This window comes from Hahella sp. CR1, assembly GCF_029813005.1.
Taxonomy (GTDB): domain Bacteria; phylum Pseudomonadota; class Gammaproteobacteria; order Pseudomonadales; family Oleiphilaceae; genus Hahella.
The window spans coordinates 1-15575 of the sequence record NZ_JAPELK010000032.1 but is presented as its reverse complement, the minus strand read 5'-3'; the positions used below and the strand labels follow the sequence as shown (position 1 = coordinate 15575).

Annotated in this window: 11 protein-coding genes, 1 tRNA gene and 1 pseudogene; all 13 read left to right on the top strand. The window is 48.6% G+C overall.

Going from position 1 to position 15575, the window contains the following annotated elements:
- Window positions 1-343 (top strand): annotated as a pseudogene (gene tuf, locus ONV78_RS31680) (elongation factor Tu); the annotation flags it as partial.
- A 13-nt stretch (window positions 344-356) separates the two neighbouring features.
- Window positions 357-432 (top strand) — tRNA-Trp (locus tag ONV78_RS31675).
- Between the two features lie 25 nt (window positions 433-457).
- On the top strand, window positions 458-826 hold the full coding sequence (gene secE, locus ONV78_RS31670) for a preprotein translocase subunit SecE (RefSeq protein ID WP_127973671.1): 369 nt from the start codon (window positions 458-460) through the stop codon (window positions 824-826).
- Between the two features lie 10 nt (window positions 827-836).
- Window positions 837-1370, top strand: a complete 534-nt coding sequence (gene nusG / locus ONV78_RS31665; protein WP_127973670.1) for a transcription termination/antitermination protein NusG — start codon at window positions 837-839, stop codon at window positions 1368-1370.
- Between the two features lie 96 nt (window positions 1371-1466).
- The gene (rplK, locus tag ONV78_RS31660) at window positions 1467-1895 is read left to right on the top strand and encodes a 50S ribosomal protein L11 (RefSeq protein ID WP_127973669.1); all 429 of its coding nucleotides are present in this window, start codon (window positions 1467-1469) and stop codon (window positions 1893-1895) included.
- Between the two features lie 3 nt (window positions 1896-1898).
- Window positions 1899-2597: a 50S ribosomal protein L1 gene (gene rplA, locus ONV78_RS31655; RefSeq protein ID WP_216740413.1), complete on the top strand. Its 699-nt coding sequence runs from the start codon at window positions 1899-1901 to the stop codon at window positions 2595-2597.
- 195 nt (window positions 2598-2792) lie between these two features.
- A complete protein-coding gene (gene rplJ, locus ONV78_RS31650) occupies window positions 2793-3323 on the top strand; it encodes a 50S ribosomal protein L10 (RefSeq protein ID WP_216740412.1) in 531 nt (176 codons plus the stop codon).
- A gap of 36 nt (window positions 3324-3359) precedes the next feature.
- Window positions 3360-3734, top strand: a complete 375-nt coding sequence (gene rplL, locus ONV78_RS31645) for a 50S ribosomal protein L7/L12 (RefSeq protein ID WP_279508590.1) — start codon at window positions 3360-3362, stop codon at window positions 3732-3734.
- A 183-nt stretch (window positions 3735-3917) separates the two neighbouring features.
- Window positions 3918-7991: a DNA-directed RNA polymerase subunit beta gene (gene rpoB, locus ONV78_RS31640; protein ID WP_216740410.1), complete on the top strand. Its 4074-nt coding sequence runs from the start codon at window positions 3918-3920 to the stop codon at window positions 7989-7991.
- A gap of 120 nt (window positions 7992-8111) precedes the next feature.
- On the top strand, window positions 8112-12302 hold the full coding sequence (rpoC, locus tag ONV78_RS31635) for a DNA-directed RNA polymerase subunit beta' (protein WP_216740409.1): 4191 nt from the start codon (window positions 8112-8114) through the stop codon (window positions 12300-12302).
- A gap of 134 nt (window positions 12303-12436) precedes the next feature.
- Window positions 12437-12811: a 30S ribosomal protein S12 gene (gene rpsL / locus ONV78_RS31630; RefSeq protein WP_127973663.1), complete on the top strand. Its 375-nt coding sequence runs from the start codon at window positions 12437-12439 to the stop codon at window positions 12809-12811.
- 87 nt (window positions 12812-12898) lie between these two features.
- Entirely contained in the window at window positions 12899-13369 is a 471-nt protein-coding gene (gene rpsG, locus ONV78_RS31625; protein ID WP_011399924.1) for a 30S ribosomal protein S7, read from the top strand.
- 18 nt (window positions 13370-13387) lie between these two features.
- Window positions 13388-15487, top strand: a complete 2100-nt coding sequence (fusA, locus tag ONV78_RS31620) for an elongation factor G (RefSeq protein WP_279508589.1) — start codon at window positions 13388-13390, stop codon at window positions 15485-15487.
- Window positions 15488-15575 lie beyond the last annotated feature (88 nt).

Below are 15575 nucleotides of genomic sequence, written 5' to 3'. Positions count from 1 at the left end.
CACTAAGCGTGATGACGTAGAGCGCGGTCAAGTATTGGCCAAGCCAGGAACTATTACTCCGCACACCGTATTTGAGTCAGAAGTATACGTGCTGAGCAAAGACGAAGGTGGGCGTCATACTCCCTTCTTTAAAGGCTACCGTCCTCAGTTCTACTTCCGTACAACGGATGTGACTGGTGCGTGTGAATTGCCGGAAGGCGTAGAGATGGTTATGCCTGGCGACAACGTAAAAATGAAAGTCAGCCTGATCGCTCCAATCGCGATGGAAGAAGGTTTGCGCTTCGCGATTCGTGAAGGCGGTCGTACAGTTGGCGCTGGCGTTGTTGCTAAAATTTTCGAGTAACCTTTTTTAAGGTAGGCCAGTAGCTCAATTGGCAGAGCGGCGGTCTCCAAAACCGCAGGTTGGGGGTTCGATTCCCTCCTGGCCTGCCACCTTAAATTTTGGGTTTGGGTGGTTATGTCTTCAAACGTAGAGAAAAGTTCTGGGGCTTTCGATAAGCTGAAGTGGCTGCTTGTTGTTGCTTTGGTTGCCGTGGGGGTTGTTGGTAACTCCTTTTACGCTGATCAGTCGCTTCTTTATCGTGTGCTTGCTCTGGTTGCTTTGGCTCTGGTTGCGGGTTTTGTGGCTGTGCAGACTGAGAAAGGTAAATCTTTTTTGGTTCTGCTCAAAGAAGCTCGGATGGAGATAAGAAAGGTGGTTTGGCCAACCCGGCCCGAGTTGACTCAGACAACCCTGATAGTAGTTGTTTTTGTCCTTGTGGTGGCATTGTTGCTATGGGTCATTGATTCCCTGATCAGCTGGCTCGTGTCAGGCTTAATAGGGTAGGAGAAGGCCTTTGTCTAAGCGATGGTTTGTTGTTCAAGCCTATTCCGGCTTCGAGAAGCATGTCATGCGCTCCCTTAAGGAGCGCATAGTGCTTAAAGGGATGGAAGATCAGTTTGGTGAGATCTTGGTTCCTACAGAAGAAGTTGTGGAAATGAGAGAAGGGAAGAAGCGTAAAAGTGAGCGCAAATTCTATCCCGGCTATGTGCTTGTCCAAATGGAAATGAATGACGACACTTGGCATTTGGTTAAGTCTACGTCTCGTGTGTTGGGCTTTATAGGTGGCACTCCCGATAAGCCTGCTCCAATAAGTGATAAGGAGGCTGAGGCAATTCTTCGTCGTGTTGAAAGTGGCGCAGATAAGCCTAAGCCGAAGACTTTGTTTGAAGCCGGTGAAGTTGTTCGTGTTATCGATGGTCCTTTTGCAGACTTTAATGGTGTAGTTGAAGAAGTCGACTACGAGAAGAGTCGGGTGAAAGTGGCGGTTCTTATTTTTGGGCGCTCAACGCCAGTCGACTTGGAGTTTAGTCAGGTCGAGAAAGATTAATGTCTGTATGACGACTGCTCGCTTCGCCTTAGGTGGGGCGAGCTTTTTGTGTCTGTTCGGGGAGCACTGAGTGCGCTAAACCCATTAGGAGGAAAAATGGCTAAGAAAGTTAATGCCTATATAAAGTTGCAAGTAAAAGCCGGTCAGGCTAATCCAAGCCCGCCTGTTGGTCCTGCATTGGGTCAGCACGGTGTAAACATCATGGAGTTCTGTAAAGCATTCAACGCCAAGACGCAAAATCTTGAGCCTGGCTTGCCGACTCCGGTTGTAATTACTGTATACAGTGACCGTAGCTTCACGTTTATTACAAAAACTCCACCTGCTTCAGTGCTGCTTAAGAAAGCTGCTGGTATTAAGAGCGGCTCTGGCCGTCCGAATACTGAAAAGGTCGGTACAGTGAATCGTGCGCAATTAGAAGAAATTGCGAATGTTAAAATGCCTGACTTGTCTGCGGGTAGCCTCGACGCTGCTGTTCGAACTATCGCTGGCACAGCTAGAAGCATGGGTCTGAACGTAGAGGAGTAAAACGTGGCTAAGTTAACTAAGCGCCAAAAGGCGATTCGTGAAAAAGTACAGGCTGGCAAGGCATACAGTGTAGAAGAGGCGGTAACTCTTTTAGCTGAGCTGTCTGGTTCTGTGAAATTTAAAGAATCTATTGATGTTTCTGTGAACCTTGGCGTAGATGCGCGTAAATCAGACCAGGTGGTTCGTAGCTCTACTGTATTGCCAAACGGGACAGGGAAAACTGTTCGCGTTGCGGTGTTCACTCAAGGTGCAAACGCCGATAAAGCAAAAGCGGCCGGCGCTGACATCGTAGGTATGGACGACTTGGCTGAAGAAGTTAAGAAAGGCAACCTGGATTTCGATGTTGTTATCGCGACTCCGGACGCTATGCGTGTTGTTGGTCAGCTGGGTCAGATTTTAGGCCCTCGCGGTCTTATGCCTAACCCTAAAGTGGGCACCGTAACTGCCGATGTTGAGTCGGCGGTTAAGAATGCTAAAGCAGGCCAGATTCGCTACAGAACTGACAAAAATGGCATCATTCACGCTCCCCTGGGCAATGTTGAGTTCTCAGCAGAGCACATTAAACAGAATTTGGAAGCTTTGATTGCTGACCTGAAGAAGATTAAGCCTTCTTCAGCGAAAGGTGTTTACCTCAAGAAGGTCACTATTTCATCAACAATGGGTCCAGGCCTGTTGATTGATCAAAACAGCTTGGCAGTATGAATATGAAGATTTTGGTGGTCTTTCGGCATAAGCCGTAGGCTGTCCAAGACCGCAGGCTTTTCCCGGCGTAAGTCGGGAAAATTAAAAGTTCCTGCGCAGACGGCTGATAGTAGTTTTCCTGCTTAAAAGCCGTAAACGTCTCATTGAGACATAGTACGACTAACCGGCATGGCCGGTACACATAGGAGAAATCCGGTGGCAATTAGACTCGAAGACAAGAAAGCGATTGTCGCTGAAGTCAATGAGACTGCCAGTAAGGCCTTGTCATTGGTGATTGCCGACTATAGAGGCGTAACCTCAAATAAAATGTCTGAACTGCGCGCTAAAGCTCGTGCAGAAAGCGTTTCTCTGAGGGTTGTGCGTAACACTCTGGCTCGCCGTGCTGTTGAAGGCACTGAGTATGAGTGCGCGCGTGAAGCCTTTGTTGGCCCCACAATCTTGGCGTTTTCAATGGAAGATCCAGGAGCGGCAGCTCGTCTGCTCAAGGATTATGCAAAAGAAAACGACAAGTTTGAAGTCAAGGCTCTTGCTGTTGGTGGTGAGATGCTTGGCGCTGATCAAATTGATCGTCTGGCTAAACTCCCGACAAGGGATCAGGCTCTGGCGATGTTGATGAGCGTAATGCAGGCTCCTGTCACCAAGCTTGCACGTACACTAAACGAAATTCCTTCGAAAGTGACTCGTGCGGTTGCGGCAGTTCGCGACAAGAAGCAAGAAGCGGCATAACGGTTTTTTATTTTTGGCTTTTAGGAGATTTTAGAAATGGCTCTGTCAAAAGACGATATCCTTAATGCAATCGCAGAAATGAGCGTAATGGACGTAGTTGCGCTTGTTGAAGCAATGGAAGAAAAATTCGGCGTTTCCGCCGCAGCTGCAGTTGCAGTTGCTGCAGCTCCTGCTGGTGAAGCAGCAGCGGTTGAAGAAAAAACCGAATTTGACGTAATTCTGCAGTCAGCAGGCGAGAAGAAAGTGAACGTGATCAAAGTAGTTCGCGGCATCACTGGTCTGGGCCTGAAAGAAGCTAAAGATCTGGTTGACGGCGCGCCTTCAACTGTTAAAGAAGCTCTTTCCAAAGACGACGCAGAAAAAGCTAAGAAAGAACTTGAAGAAGCCGGCGCTACGGTTGAACTCAAGTAAAACTTTGCTAGCTTTAGGCTATTAAAGAAGAATTCGGCTGGCGTTTATTCAACGTCAGCCGTTTTCCGTTGTGCAAGCTATAACTTTGCGACCTAAATTTCGCACGAACCGTAATAAGCATTTGCGGTTGTCGAACTCCTTCGAGCACACCAGAGTCAGTTTGAAGAAAGCTGGGGAATATCGATGACATACTCCTATACCGAGAAAAAACGAATTCGTAAAGACTTCGGAAAGCTTCCAGCAGTAATGGACGTTCCGTACCTCCTGTCCATACAGCTAGACTCCTATCATGATTTTTTACAGCAAAGCGTAGCAATTGAAGACCGGCAGGAAGTCGGCTTACATGCTGCGTTCAAGTCGGTATTTCCAATTGTCAGCTTTTCGGGAAATGCGGCCCTAGAATATGTAAGTTACCGGCTGGGCCAGCCCGTATTTGATGTAGCTGAATGTCAGCTGCGAGGCGTAACCTATGCGGCGCCATTAAGAGTTAAAGTTCGCTTGATTATCTATGATAAAGAGTCGTCCACCAAGGCGATTAAGGATATCAAGGAACAAGAAGTGTATATGGGAGAAGTTCCGTTAATGACTGAAAACGGGACTTTTGTTATCAATGGAACTGAGCGTGTCATCGTATCTCAGCTTCATAGATCTCCAGGCGTATTTTTCGACCACGATAAAGGTAAGACCCACTCTTCAGGCAAGTTGCTATACTCCGCGCGCATCATTCCTTATCGCGGCTCTTGGCTTGACTTTGAGTTCGATCCTAAGGACTGCGTGTTCGTTCGTATTGACCGTCGTAGAAAGTTGCCAGCGACAATACTTTTGCGCGCTCTGGGATATGCTGCTGACGAAATGCTCGAAATGTTCTTCGAGAACAGCCTGTTTGAAGTAGAAGGCGGCGAATACTTTTTGGATTTGGTTCCTAGCCGTTTGCGCGGCGATATCGCTATCTTTGAAATAAAAGATGACGAAGGCAACCTCATTGTAGAAGAAGGGCGTCGGGTTACGGCCAGACATATTCGGCAAATGGAAAAGGCGGGCCTGAAGCGTCTGCGCGTTCCAAGCTCCTATTTATTAGGCAAAGTTACCGCAACTAATATTGCTGACCCTTCAACTGGGGAAGTTATTGTTGAGTGTAATACTGAAATTACTGACGACGTTATCGAGAAGTTCGAAAAAGCAGGCATTAAGAGAATCGAGACGCTTTATACCAACGACTTGGATTGCGGACCATTCGTTTCTGATACTTTGAGAATCGATGCAACGCGCTCTCAGTTGGAGGCTTTGGTCGAAATTTATCGAATGATGCGTCCGGGTGAGCCACCGACGAAAGAGTCGGCGGAAAATCTATTCAACAACCTGTTCTTTTCCGAAGAGCGCTACGACCTCTCCGCTGTTGGACGCATGAAGTTCAATCGCCGACTGGGGCGCGAGGAAACAGAGGGGCTGGGCGTACTGAGTCATTCAGATATCATTGATGTTTTGAGGACGTTGATAGATATCCGTAATGGTAGGGGAGTGGTGGATGATATTGACCACCTTGGTAACCGTCGTGTTCGTTCCGTCGGCGAGATGGCTGAGAATCAGTTCCGTGTAGGATTGGTTCGCGTTGAACGTGCTGTGAAAGAGCGTCTGAGCATGGCTGAGTCTGAAGGACTTATGCCTCAAGACTTGATCAACGCCAAGCCGGTTGCTGCAGCTGTAAAAGAGTTCTTTGGATCCAGCCAGCTGTCCCAGTTTATGGATCAGAATAACCCTCTGTCTGAAGTGACGCATAAGCGCCGGGTTTCTGCTTTAGGGCCGGGCGGTTTGACTCGTGAGCGTGCAGGTTTTGAAGTGCGCGACGTACATCCGACTCACTACGGGCGTGTTTGTCCTATCGAGACGCCTGAAGGTCCAAACATCGGTTTGATCAACTCTTTGGCGACCTATGCCCGCACAAACACTTACGGTTTCTTGGAAAGCCCGTATCGTAAAGTTGTTGATGGCTTGGTAACTGACGACATTGAGTACCTGTCGGCTATAGAAGAAAGCGACTACGTCATTGCTCAGGCAAGCGCTGCAGTTGACGAAAACGGTCGTTTAATTGATGAGCTGGTAACAGTTCGCCATAAGAATGAATTTACCGTAATGCCGCCGGAAAAAGTGACTCTGATGGATGTATCTCCCCGTCAGGTTGTATCTGTAGCGGCGTCTTTGATCCCGTTCTTGGAGCACGATGATGCTAACCGAGCTTTGATGGGATCGAACATGCAACGGCAGGCAGTGCCTACACTGAAGGCGGAAAAGCCTTTGGTTGGTACAGGTATGGAGCGTTACGTGGCTCAGGACTCTGGCGTGTGCGTGGTTGCACGGCGCGGTGGGGTTGTTGTTAGCGTTGACGCTGCTCGTATCGTAGTTCGCGTGAGTGATGATGAAACTGAGGCTGGAGATGCTGGGGTTGATATCTACAACCTTACCAAATACCAGCGTTCCAACCAGAATACCTGCATCAATCAGCGTTCCCTGGTGATGGAAGGTGATGAAGTTGCACGTGGCGACGTACTTGCCGATGGCCCCTCTGTTGATTTGGGTGAGCTGGCTCTGGGTCAAAACATGCGTATCGCATTTATGCCGTGGAATGGTTACAACTTCGAGGACTCCATCCTTGTTTCTGAGCGAGTTGTACAGGAAGACCGGTTCACCACGATCCACATTCAGGAATTAACCTGCGTTGCAAGGGATACCAAGCTGGGGCCAGAAGAGGTCACTGCTGATATTCCCAATGTAGGTGAAAGTGCATTGGCGAAGTTGGACGACTCCGGAATTATCTACATCGGTGCTGAGGTTGAACCAGGCGATATCCTGGTTGGTAAGGTAACGCCAAAAGGCGAGACGCAGTTAACTCCAGAAGAGAAACTGTTGCGCGCTATCTTTGGTGAGAAAGCGTCTGATGTGAAGGATACTTCCCTTCGCGTATCGACGGGGATGCGTGGAACCGTTATCGATGTGCAAGTTTTCACTCGTGATGGCGTTGAGAAAGATCAGCGTGCGAAGGAAATCGAGCAAACCGAACTGAATAAATTCCGTAAAGACCTTAACGATGAATATAAAATCGTTGAGGGCGCGACATTCGAACGCTTGCGGTCTGCGCTGCTGGGGCAGTCTGTAATTGGTGGTCCCGGCCTGAAGAAAGGGGACGCGCTGACAGAAGTTCACTTCAACGCATTCGAGAAAGAGGAATGGTTCAAGCTGAACATGGCGGACGAGCAGCTAAATGAACTGCTCGAGAAGGCTGAAGGTCAGTTGCAAGAGCGTCGCAAGAGTATCGAAGACCGTTACGAAGATAAGAAGCGCAAGCTGCAGTCAGGCGATGACTTGGCTCCAGGCGTTTTGAAAATTGTTAAGGTCTATGTTGCTGTGAAGCGTCGTATTCAGCCTGGTGACAAAATGGCGGGAAGACACGGGAACAAAGGTGTTATCTCTGCGATCAAGCCAGTTGAAGATATGCCTTACGATGAGCAGGGCAACCCGGTCGATATCGTATTGAACCCGTTGGGCGTACCGTCCCGTATGAACGTGGGACAGGTTCTTGAAACTCACTTGGGCGCTGCGGCGAAAGGACTTGGAGATAAGATCAACAGGATGTTGGCGGAGCAGAAGCAAGCTGCAGAAATTCGCAAGTTCCTGCACGAGATTTATAACGGGATCGGCGGACGCAACGAAGATTTGGACTCATTGTCCGACTCTGAAGTTCTGGTATTGGCGGCCAACCTGAAGAAGGGCGTGCCTATGGCTACACCTGTTTTCGATGGCGCCAAAGAGAAAGAAATCAAAGAGATGCTGCGTCTTGCGGACATGGATGATAGCGGGCAGGTCTGGCTGTATGACGGTCGTACCGGCGAGCGCTTCGAACGTCAAGTCACAGTGGGCTATATGTACATGCTGAAGTTGAACCACTTGGTCGACGACAAAATGCATGCTCGTTCTACTGGCTCTTACAGTTTGGTTACGCAGCAGCCGTTGGGCGGTAAAGCTCAATTCGGTGGACAAAGGTTTGGGGAAATGGAGGTCTGGGCGCTGGAAGCATACGGCGCAGCGTATACGTTGCAGGAAATGCTTACGGTTAAATCCGATGACGTTAATGGCCGTACGAAGATGTACAAAAACATCGTAGACGGCGATCACCGCATGGAGCCAGGTATGCCAGAGTCCTTTAACGTATTGGTTAAAGAGATCCGCTCTTTGGGTATCGATATCGAGCTCGAGGCCAACTAAGACGCGGCATGAACCTTCACAAACACCCGCAACCGGAGAGAGGGGCGGGTGTTTGCTGCGAACCGAATTAACTAAGGGGCGAGAAGATCGCTTCTATTGATCAGTCAGAGGCCTTAGCCAATGAAAGATTTGCTGAACTTACTTAAAAATCAGAACTACGCTCACGAATTTGACTCGATTCGTATCTCCTTGGCGTCGCCTGATATGATCCGTTCATGGTCATTTGGTGAAGTCAAAAAGCCTGAAACTATTAATTACCGAACTTTCAAGCCAGAAAGGGATGGGCTTTTCTGCGCCAAAATTTTCGGTCCAATCAAAGATTATGAATGTCTTTGCGGCAAGTATAAGCGTCTCAAGCATAGAGGCGTTATTTGTGAGAAGTGCGGCGTAGAAGTTGCTCCGGCCAATGTTCGTCGTGAGCGCATGGGGCATATTGAGTTGGCCTCGCCAGTTGCGCATATCTGGTTTTTGAAATCTTTGCCTTCGCGTATCGGTTTGCTGCTGGATATGACCCTGCGGGATATCGAGCGCGTTTTGTATTTCGAATCATTTATCGTCATTGATCCAGGCATGACTACCCTTGAGAAAGGGCAGCTGCTTTCGGATGAGCAGTATTACGAAGCGTTGGAAGAGTTCGGAGATGAATTTGACGCACGTATGGGCGCCGAAGCAATCCAAGGGCTGCTGGCTGATTTGGAGTTAGAGGACGAAATTGAACGTCTTCGTGAAGAAATTCCTAATACTAACTCCGAGACTAAGATCAAAAAGCTATCCAAGCGTTTGAAGCTTATGGAGGCTTTTGCAGAGTCTGGAAACCATCCGGAATGGATGATCCTTACTGTGTTGCCGGTTTTGCCACCGGATTTGCGTCCGTTGGTGCCTCTTGACGGCGGTCGATTCGCTACAAGCGATCTGAATGACCTGTATCGTCGTGTCATCAACCGAAATAATCGTCTGAAGCGCCTATTGGAGCTGAATGCTCCCGACATCATCGTGCGTAACGAGAAGCGGATGTTGCAGGAGTCTGTGGACGCGCTATTGGATAACGGTCGTCGTGGTCGTGCGATAACTGGTTCTAATAAGCGTCCGTTGAAGTCTTTGGCTGACATGATTAAAGGTAAGCAGGGTCGTTTCCGTCAGAACCTTCTTGGTAAGCGGGTTGACTACTCTGGTCGTTCCGTAATCGTTGTGGGGCCGACGTTGCGTCTGCATCAGTGCGGTTTGCCGAAGAAAATGGCGCTTGAGCTATTTAAGCCATTTATCTTCTCCAAGCTTGAGCATCGTGGTCTGGCTACAACGATTAAAGCAGCTAAGAAGATGGTTGAGCGTGAAGAGGCTGTGGTTTGGGATATTCTGGACGAAGTTATCCGGGAACACCCTGTTATGTTGAACCGCGCGCCAACTCTTCACCGGTTGGGTATTCAGGCTTTTGAACCTGTTCTGATCGAAGGTAAGGCGATACAGCTGCATCCGTTAGTGTGTACAGCATATAACGCTGACTTTGACGGCGACCAGATGGCTGTTCACGTGCCTCTGACGCTGGAAGCTCAGTTGGAAGCGCGAGCGTTGATGATGTCTACAAACAACATCCTTTCGCCAGCTAACGGGGATCCGATTATTGTTCCTTCGCAGGACGTTGTTCTTGGTCTCTACTTTATGACCAGGGAGCGAGTTAATGCGAAAGGCGAGGGAATGGTTTTCTCCGATATCAAGGAAGTTCAGCGCGCCTACGGAGCTAAGAAAGTTGATCTTCAGGCGAAGGTCAAGGTGCGGATTCGCGACGTCGTAATTGACGAAGATCGCAATAAGACAGTCACTGTGTCTGTGCTGGATACGACTGTTGGTCGAGCGATACTGTTTGATATTTTCCCTGAAGGCCTCGCGTTCTCGTTGGTTAACCAGAACATGACCAAAAAGGCGATTTCACGTCTTATTAACGCTTGCTACCGTCGAGTTGGTCTAAAGGAAACGGTCATTTTTGCTGACCAGATCATGTATACCGGCTTTTATTACGCGACTCTCTCCGGTGCATCGATTGGTGTGAACGACTTCGTTATTCCTGATGAAAAGGCGAAGATTATTGACGCTGCGGAAAATGAAGTTAAAGAGATCGAATCGCAGTTCGCTTCCGGTCTGCTAACTCAGGGTGAGAAGTACAACAAGGTTATCGATATTTGGTCGCGGGCCAACGATAAAGTTTCCAAAGCGATGATGGATCGTCTTGGAAAAGAAAAAGTCATTAATAAAGACGGTAAAGAAGTCGATCAGGACTCCTTTAACTCTGTTTATATCATGGCTGACTCTGGTGCGCGGGGTTCTGCGGCTCAGATTCGTCAGTTGGCTGGTATGCGTGGTCTGATGGCGAAGCCCGATGGATCCATCATCGAGACGCCAATTACGGCTAACTTCCGGGAAGGTCTGAACGTTCTCCAGTACTTTATTTCTACGCACGGTGCGCGGAAGGGTCTGGCGGATACGGCATTGAAAACTGCTAACTCTGGATACTTGACCCGTCGTTTGGTTGACGTCGCCCAAGACTTGGTTGTAACTGATTTGGATTGCGGTACTTCCGAAGGCCTGCTGGTTACTCCTCATATTGAGGGGGGCGATGTTGTTGTTCCTTTGGGTGATCGAGTGCTGGGGCGTGTCACGGCAAGTGATGTTTACTCTGCATCCGACAACCAAAATGTTGTTGTGCCTGCGGGAACATTGCTTGATGAGACTACTGTAGAAACGCTTGAAAAGGCTGGTGTTGACGAGATTCTGGTTCGCTCGCCTATTACTTGCGAAACCAAATATGGCGTTTGTGCAAGCTGTTATGGTCGTGATCTGGCGCGTGGTCACTTGGTTAACGTCGGTGAAGCTATTGGGGTAATCGCTGCTCAGTCTATCGGTGAGCCTGGAACCCAGCTGACGATGCGTACTTTCCACATCGGTGGTGCGGCATCGAGAGCTTCTGCAGTCGATAACATTCAAGTTAAGCATGGCGGAACCGTCCGCTTGCATAACCTTAAGCACATCGAGAGAAAGAATGGCAATCTGGTTGTTGTTTCTCGATCATCCGCTTTGGCGATTGCGGACGAAGCTGGCCGTGAAAGGGAGTGGTATAAGCTTCCATACGGTGTTGAGCTGAGCGTGAAGCAAGGCCAGCAGGTTGCAGCAGGCGAAATCGTCGCCAAATGGGACCCGCATACGCACCCGATTATCACAGAGGTTGGCGGTAAAGCGATCTTTGTTGGCGTTGAAGAGGGTATTACTGTTAAGACCCAGACAGATGAAATTACAGGTCTGTCTAACATTGAGGTAATGGATCCGAAAGATCGCCCTGCTTCTGGAAAAGATATTCGTCCGATGCTTCAATTGCTGGATGCTAATGGTAAGGAGATGAAATTCCCAGGCACCGATACGCCGGTACAGTACTTCCTGCCTCCAAACTCACTTTTCAGCTTGAAGAATGGGGATGTTATTGAAGTTGGTGATGTAATTGCGAGGATTCCGCAAGAGTCGTCTAAGACGCGCGATATTACGGGTGGTCTGCCTCGAGTTGCTGACTTGTTCGAGGCACGTAAGCCTAAAGAACCGTCAATTCTCGCTGAAATTTCAGGGATCGTTTCATTTGGTAAAGAAACCAAAGGCAAGAAGCGTCTTGTTATTACGCCAACCGATAATACTGATCCGTTTGAGATTTTGATTCCTAAATGGCGTCAGCTGAACGTATTTGAAGGTGAGAGCGTAGAGAGAGGGGAGGTTATCTCTGATGGCCCATCTAATCCGCACGACATCTTAAGACTGCTGGGCGTAGGTGAGCTGGCCAAGTACATCATTAACGAAATTCAAGACGTATACCGTCTCCAGGGCGTTGTTATAAACGATAAGCATATTGAAGTTATCGTGCGCCAAATGATTCGTAAGGTTGATGTATTGAGCTCTGGAGATACCACTCTCATTAAAGGCGATCAGGTTGAACTGGTAAAACTTCTGGAAGAAAACGAGAAAGCAGAAGAAGAAACGAAGATGCCAGCGCGCTACGAGCGAGTATTGCTGGGTATAACCAAAGCATCTTTGGCGACAGAAAGCTTCATTTCCGCTGCATCGTTCCAGGAGACTACCCGAGTTCTTACTGAGGCGGCTGTAACTGGTAAGCAGGATCACCTGCGTGGTTTGAAAGAGAACGTGGTTGTAGGTCGACTTATTCCTGCTGGAACCGGGTCTGCTTACCATCAAGAAAGAAGACGCAAGCGTATGCAGAAGGAAGGCGGCGTTAGCGCGGCGGATGTTGTTCAGGCGTTGAGCGCAGAACTGAATAAATAATCTGCAATGTCGAAGGCGGCTGGTGGTTTTTTAGCCTCAGTCGCCTTGACTCGTTGAATGGGCGTCAGTACACTTGGCGCCCTTATTATAGTTGGGCACTAAATATCTATCTGTTGTTAACGGAGTAAGCTTGAATGGCAACCATTAACCAATTGGTACGCAAGCCTAGAAGCCGCAAAGTCGCGAAAAGCGATGTTCCTGCGCTTCAAGGTTGTCCGCAGCGTCGCGGAGTATGTACCCGTGTGTATACGACTACCCCGAAAAAGCCGAACTCAGCTTTGCGGAAAGTTTGTCGTGTTCGTTTAACAAATGGCTATGAAGTAACCTCCTACATTGGTGGTGAAGGTCATAACCTGCAAGAACACAGCGTAGTGCTGATTCGTGGCGGCCGGGTAAAAGACTTGCCAGGCGTACGTTATCACACTGTACGTGGAACTTTGGATACTGCTGGCGTAAACGATCGTAGACAAGGTCGTTCTAAATACGGCGCCAAGCGTCCTAAGTCTTGATCATAGTTGTTGGATAAGAGTAAGGCTGACTGGCATAAAGTCATGTCAGATTTACCTGAAGACCTTTTTTATTTTTGAGGGCTTATCATGCCAAGAAGAAGAGTCGCTGCGAAGCGTGAAATCCTGCCGGATCCTAAGTTCGGAAGTAAGAAGCTGGCTAAGTTTATTAACCACGTAATGGAAAGTGGTAAAAAGTCAGTGGCGGAGCGTATTGTTTATGGTGCTCTGGATATTGTGTCCAACAAAGCCAAAAAAGAGCCTATTGAAACATTTGAGCTTGCTCTGGAAAACATTCAGCCTCTGGTTGAGGTTAAATCCCGTCGTGTAGGTGGCGCCACATATCAGGTGCCTGTTGAAGTTCGTCCATCTCGTCAAATGGCGCTATCCATGCGCTGGTTAGTTGAGTACTCCCGTAAGCGTGGTGAGAAGTCCATGGCTGCACGTCTGGCGGCTGAGATGCTGGAGGCTGCTGAAGGTCGTGGAGCTGCTGTCAAGAAACGTGAAGACGTCCATCGTATGGCGGAAGCTAACAAGGCTTTCTCCCATTACCGTTTTTAATATTTGGAGTAATTAATCGTGGCACGTAAAACTCCCATAGAGCGCTACCGTAATATCGGTATTTGTGCTCACGTTGACGCAGGTAAAACTACGACAACGGAGCGTGTTCTGTTTTATACCGGTCTTTCTCATAAGATTGGTGAGGTGCACGACGGCGCGGCAACAATGGACTGGATGGAGCAGGAGCAAGAGCGCGGTATTACTATTACTTCCGCGGCGACGACTTGTTTCTGGGCTGGTATGCAGCAGCAGTTTGATCAGCACCGTGTCAATATTATCGATACCCCAGGGCACGTTGACTTTACGATTGAAGTTGAACGCTCGCTGCGAGTTCTGGATGGCGCAGTAGTTGTGCTGTGTGGCTCTTCTGGTGTTCAGCCTCAGACAGAAACTGTATGGCGTCAGGCCAACAAGTACGAAGTTCCTCGCATGGTGTTCGTGAATAAAATGGACCGTGCGGGCGCTAACTTTGAGCGTGTTGTTAAACAGCTGAAAGATCGCTTAGGCGCCACTCCGGTTCCTCTTCAGATGACCATTGGCGCTGAAGATGAATTTAAGGGTGTGGTTGACCTAGTTAAGATGAAGTCGATCATCTGGAGTGAAGCTGATCAAGGTATGACTTTTGAATATCAGGACATTCCGGCTGATCTTCAAGAGACGTGTGACAGGCTTCGTGAGCAATTGGTTGAAGCTGCTGCTGAAGCTAATGACGACTACATGAATAAGTACTTGGAAGAAGGCGAGTTAACTGAGGAGGAAATCAAGGCTGGCATTCGTGCTCGCACCTTAGCTAACGAGATTGTTCCTGTATTGGGTGGTTCCGCATTTAAGAATAAAGGCGTTCAGGCCGTGCTTGACGCTGTAATTGAATATCTGCCTTCGCCAACAGAAGTTAAGGCGATTGAGGGTATTCTTGATGACGGGGAGACTGTCGCAGTTCGCAAGTCTGACGATAACGAGCCGTTTTCTGCGCTGGCGTTTAAGATTGCAACGGACCCGTTTGTTGGAACGCTGACCTTTATTCGCGTTTATTCAGGTGTTCTGGAATCGGGTACGGGTGTTTATAACCCCGTTAAGAGTAAGAAAGAGCGTATCGGTCGGATGGTGCAAATGCACTCGAACAACCGTGAAGAGATCAAAGAAGTTCGCGCTGGCGACATTGCTGCGATGATTGGTCTTAAAGATGTTACAACTGGTGATACTTTGTGTGATCCAGATAACATCATTACTCTGGAACGTATGGAATTCCCGGATCCAGTTATCTCTGTTGCAGTAGAGCCTAAGTCTAAGGCGGATCAAGAGAAAATGGGTATTGCTCTGGGCAAGTTGGCTCAAGAGGATCCGTCTTTCCGCGTTAAGACTGACGAAGAGACTGGTCAAACTATTATCTCGGGAATGGGTGAGTTGCACCTTGATATTATCGTTGACCGTATGCGTCGCGAGTTCAAGGTTGAGGCGAATATTGGTAAGCCTCAAGTCGCGTACCGCGAGGCTATTCGCAATACTTGCGAAATCGAAGGTAAATTTGTTCGTCAGTCAGGTGGTCGTGGTCAGTATGGTCACGTCTGGATCAAGTTTGAGCCGCGCGCAGAAGGCGAGGGGCTGGAATTTGTGAATGAAATTGTGGGTGGTGTGGTTCCGAAGGAGTATATTCCTGCAATTCAAAAGGGTATCGAAGAGCAGATGCAAAACGGTATTCTGGCTGGCTATCCTTTGTTGGCTTTGAAAGCGACTGTTTTTGATGGATCCTACCACGACGTTGACTCTAACGAGATGGCGTTTAAAATTGCCGCCAGCATGGCTACCAAGCAGCTTGCGGGCAAGGGTGGTGCCGTACTGCTTGAGCCTATTATGAAGGTTGAGGTGGTCACTCCTGAAGAAAATATGGGTGACGTAGTGGGTGATTTGAACCGGCGTCGCGGCTTGATTCAGGGTATGGATGAAAGCGTGTCTGGTAAGGTTGTGAATGCAGAGGTGCCTTTGGCTGAAATGTTTGGCTACGCCACTGATCTGCGCTCAGCGACTCAGGGTCGTGCGACATATACTATGGAGTTTGCTCAGTATGCAGAGGCTCCAAACAATGTTGCTGAAGCTATTATTAGCGCACGTAGCAAATAGTTTAATCATTCGTAGTTGAAACTTTTTAGAATAGTGATTTAGAGAGGAACTGACTGTGGCAAAAGAAAAGTTTGAACGCAGCAAGCCG

Excerpts from the sequence above, each read along its gene's own strand:
- rpoC (WP_216740409.1), top strand. The coding sequence starts at position 8,112 with ATGAAAGATTTGCTGAACTTACTTAAAAATCAGAACTACGCTCACGAA.
- rpoB (WP_216740410.1), top strand. The coding sequence starts at position 3,918 with ATGACATACTCCTATACCGAGAAAAAACGAATTCGTAAAGACTTCGGA.
- rpsL (WP_127973663.1), top strand. The coding sequence starts at position 12,437 with ATGGCAACCATTAACCAATTGGTACGCAAGCCTAGAAGCCGCAAAGTC.
- rplK (WP_127973669.1), top strand. The coding sequence starts at position 1,467 with ATGGCTAAGAAAGTTAATGCCTATATAAAGTTGCAAGTAAAAGCCGGT.
- rpsG (WP_011399924.1), top strand. The coding sequence starts at position 12,899 with ATGCCAAGAAGAAGAGTCGCTGCGAAGCGTGAAATCCTGCCGGATCCT.
- secE (WP_127973671.1), top strand. The coding sequence starts at position 458 with ATGTCTTCAAACGTAGAGAAAAGTTCTGGGGCTTTCGATAAGCTGAAG.
- rplL (WP_279508590.1), top strand. The coding sequence starts at position 3,360 with ATGGCTCTGTCAAAAGACGATATCCTTAATGCAATCGCAGAAATGAGC.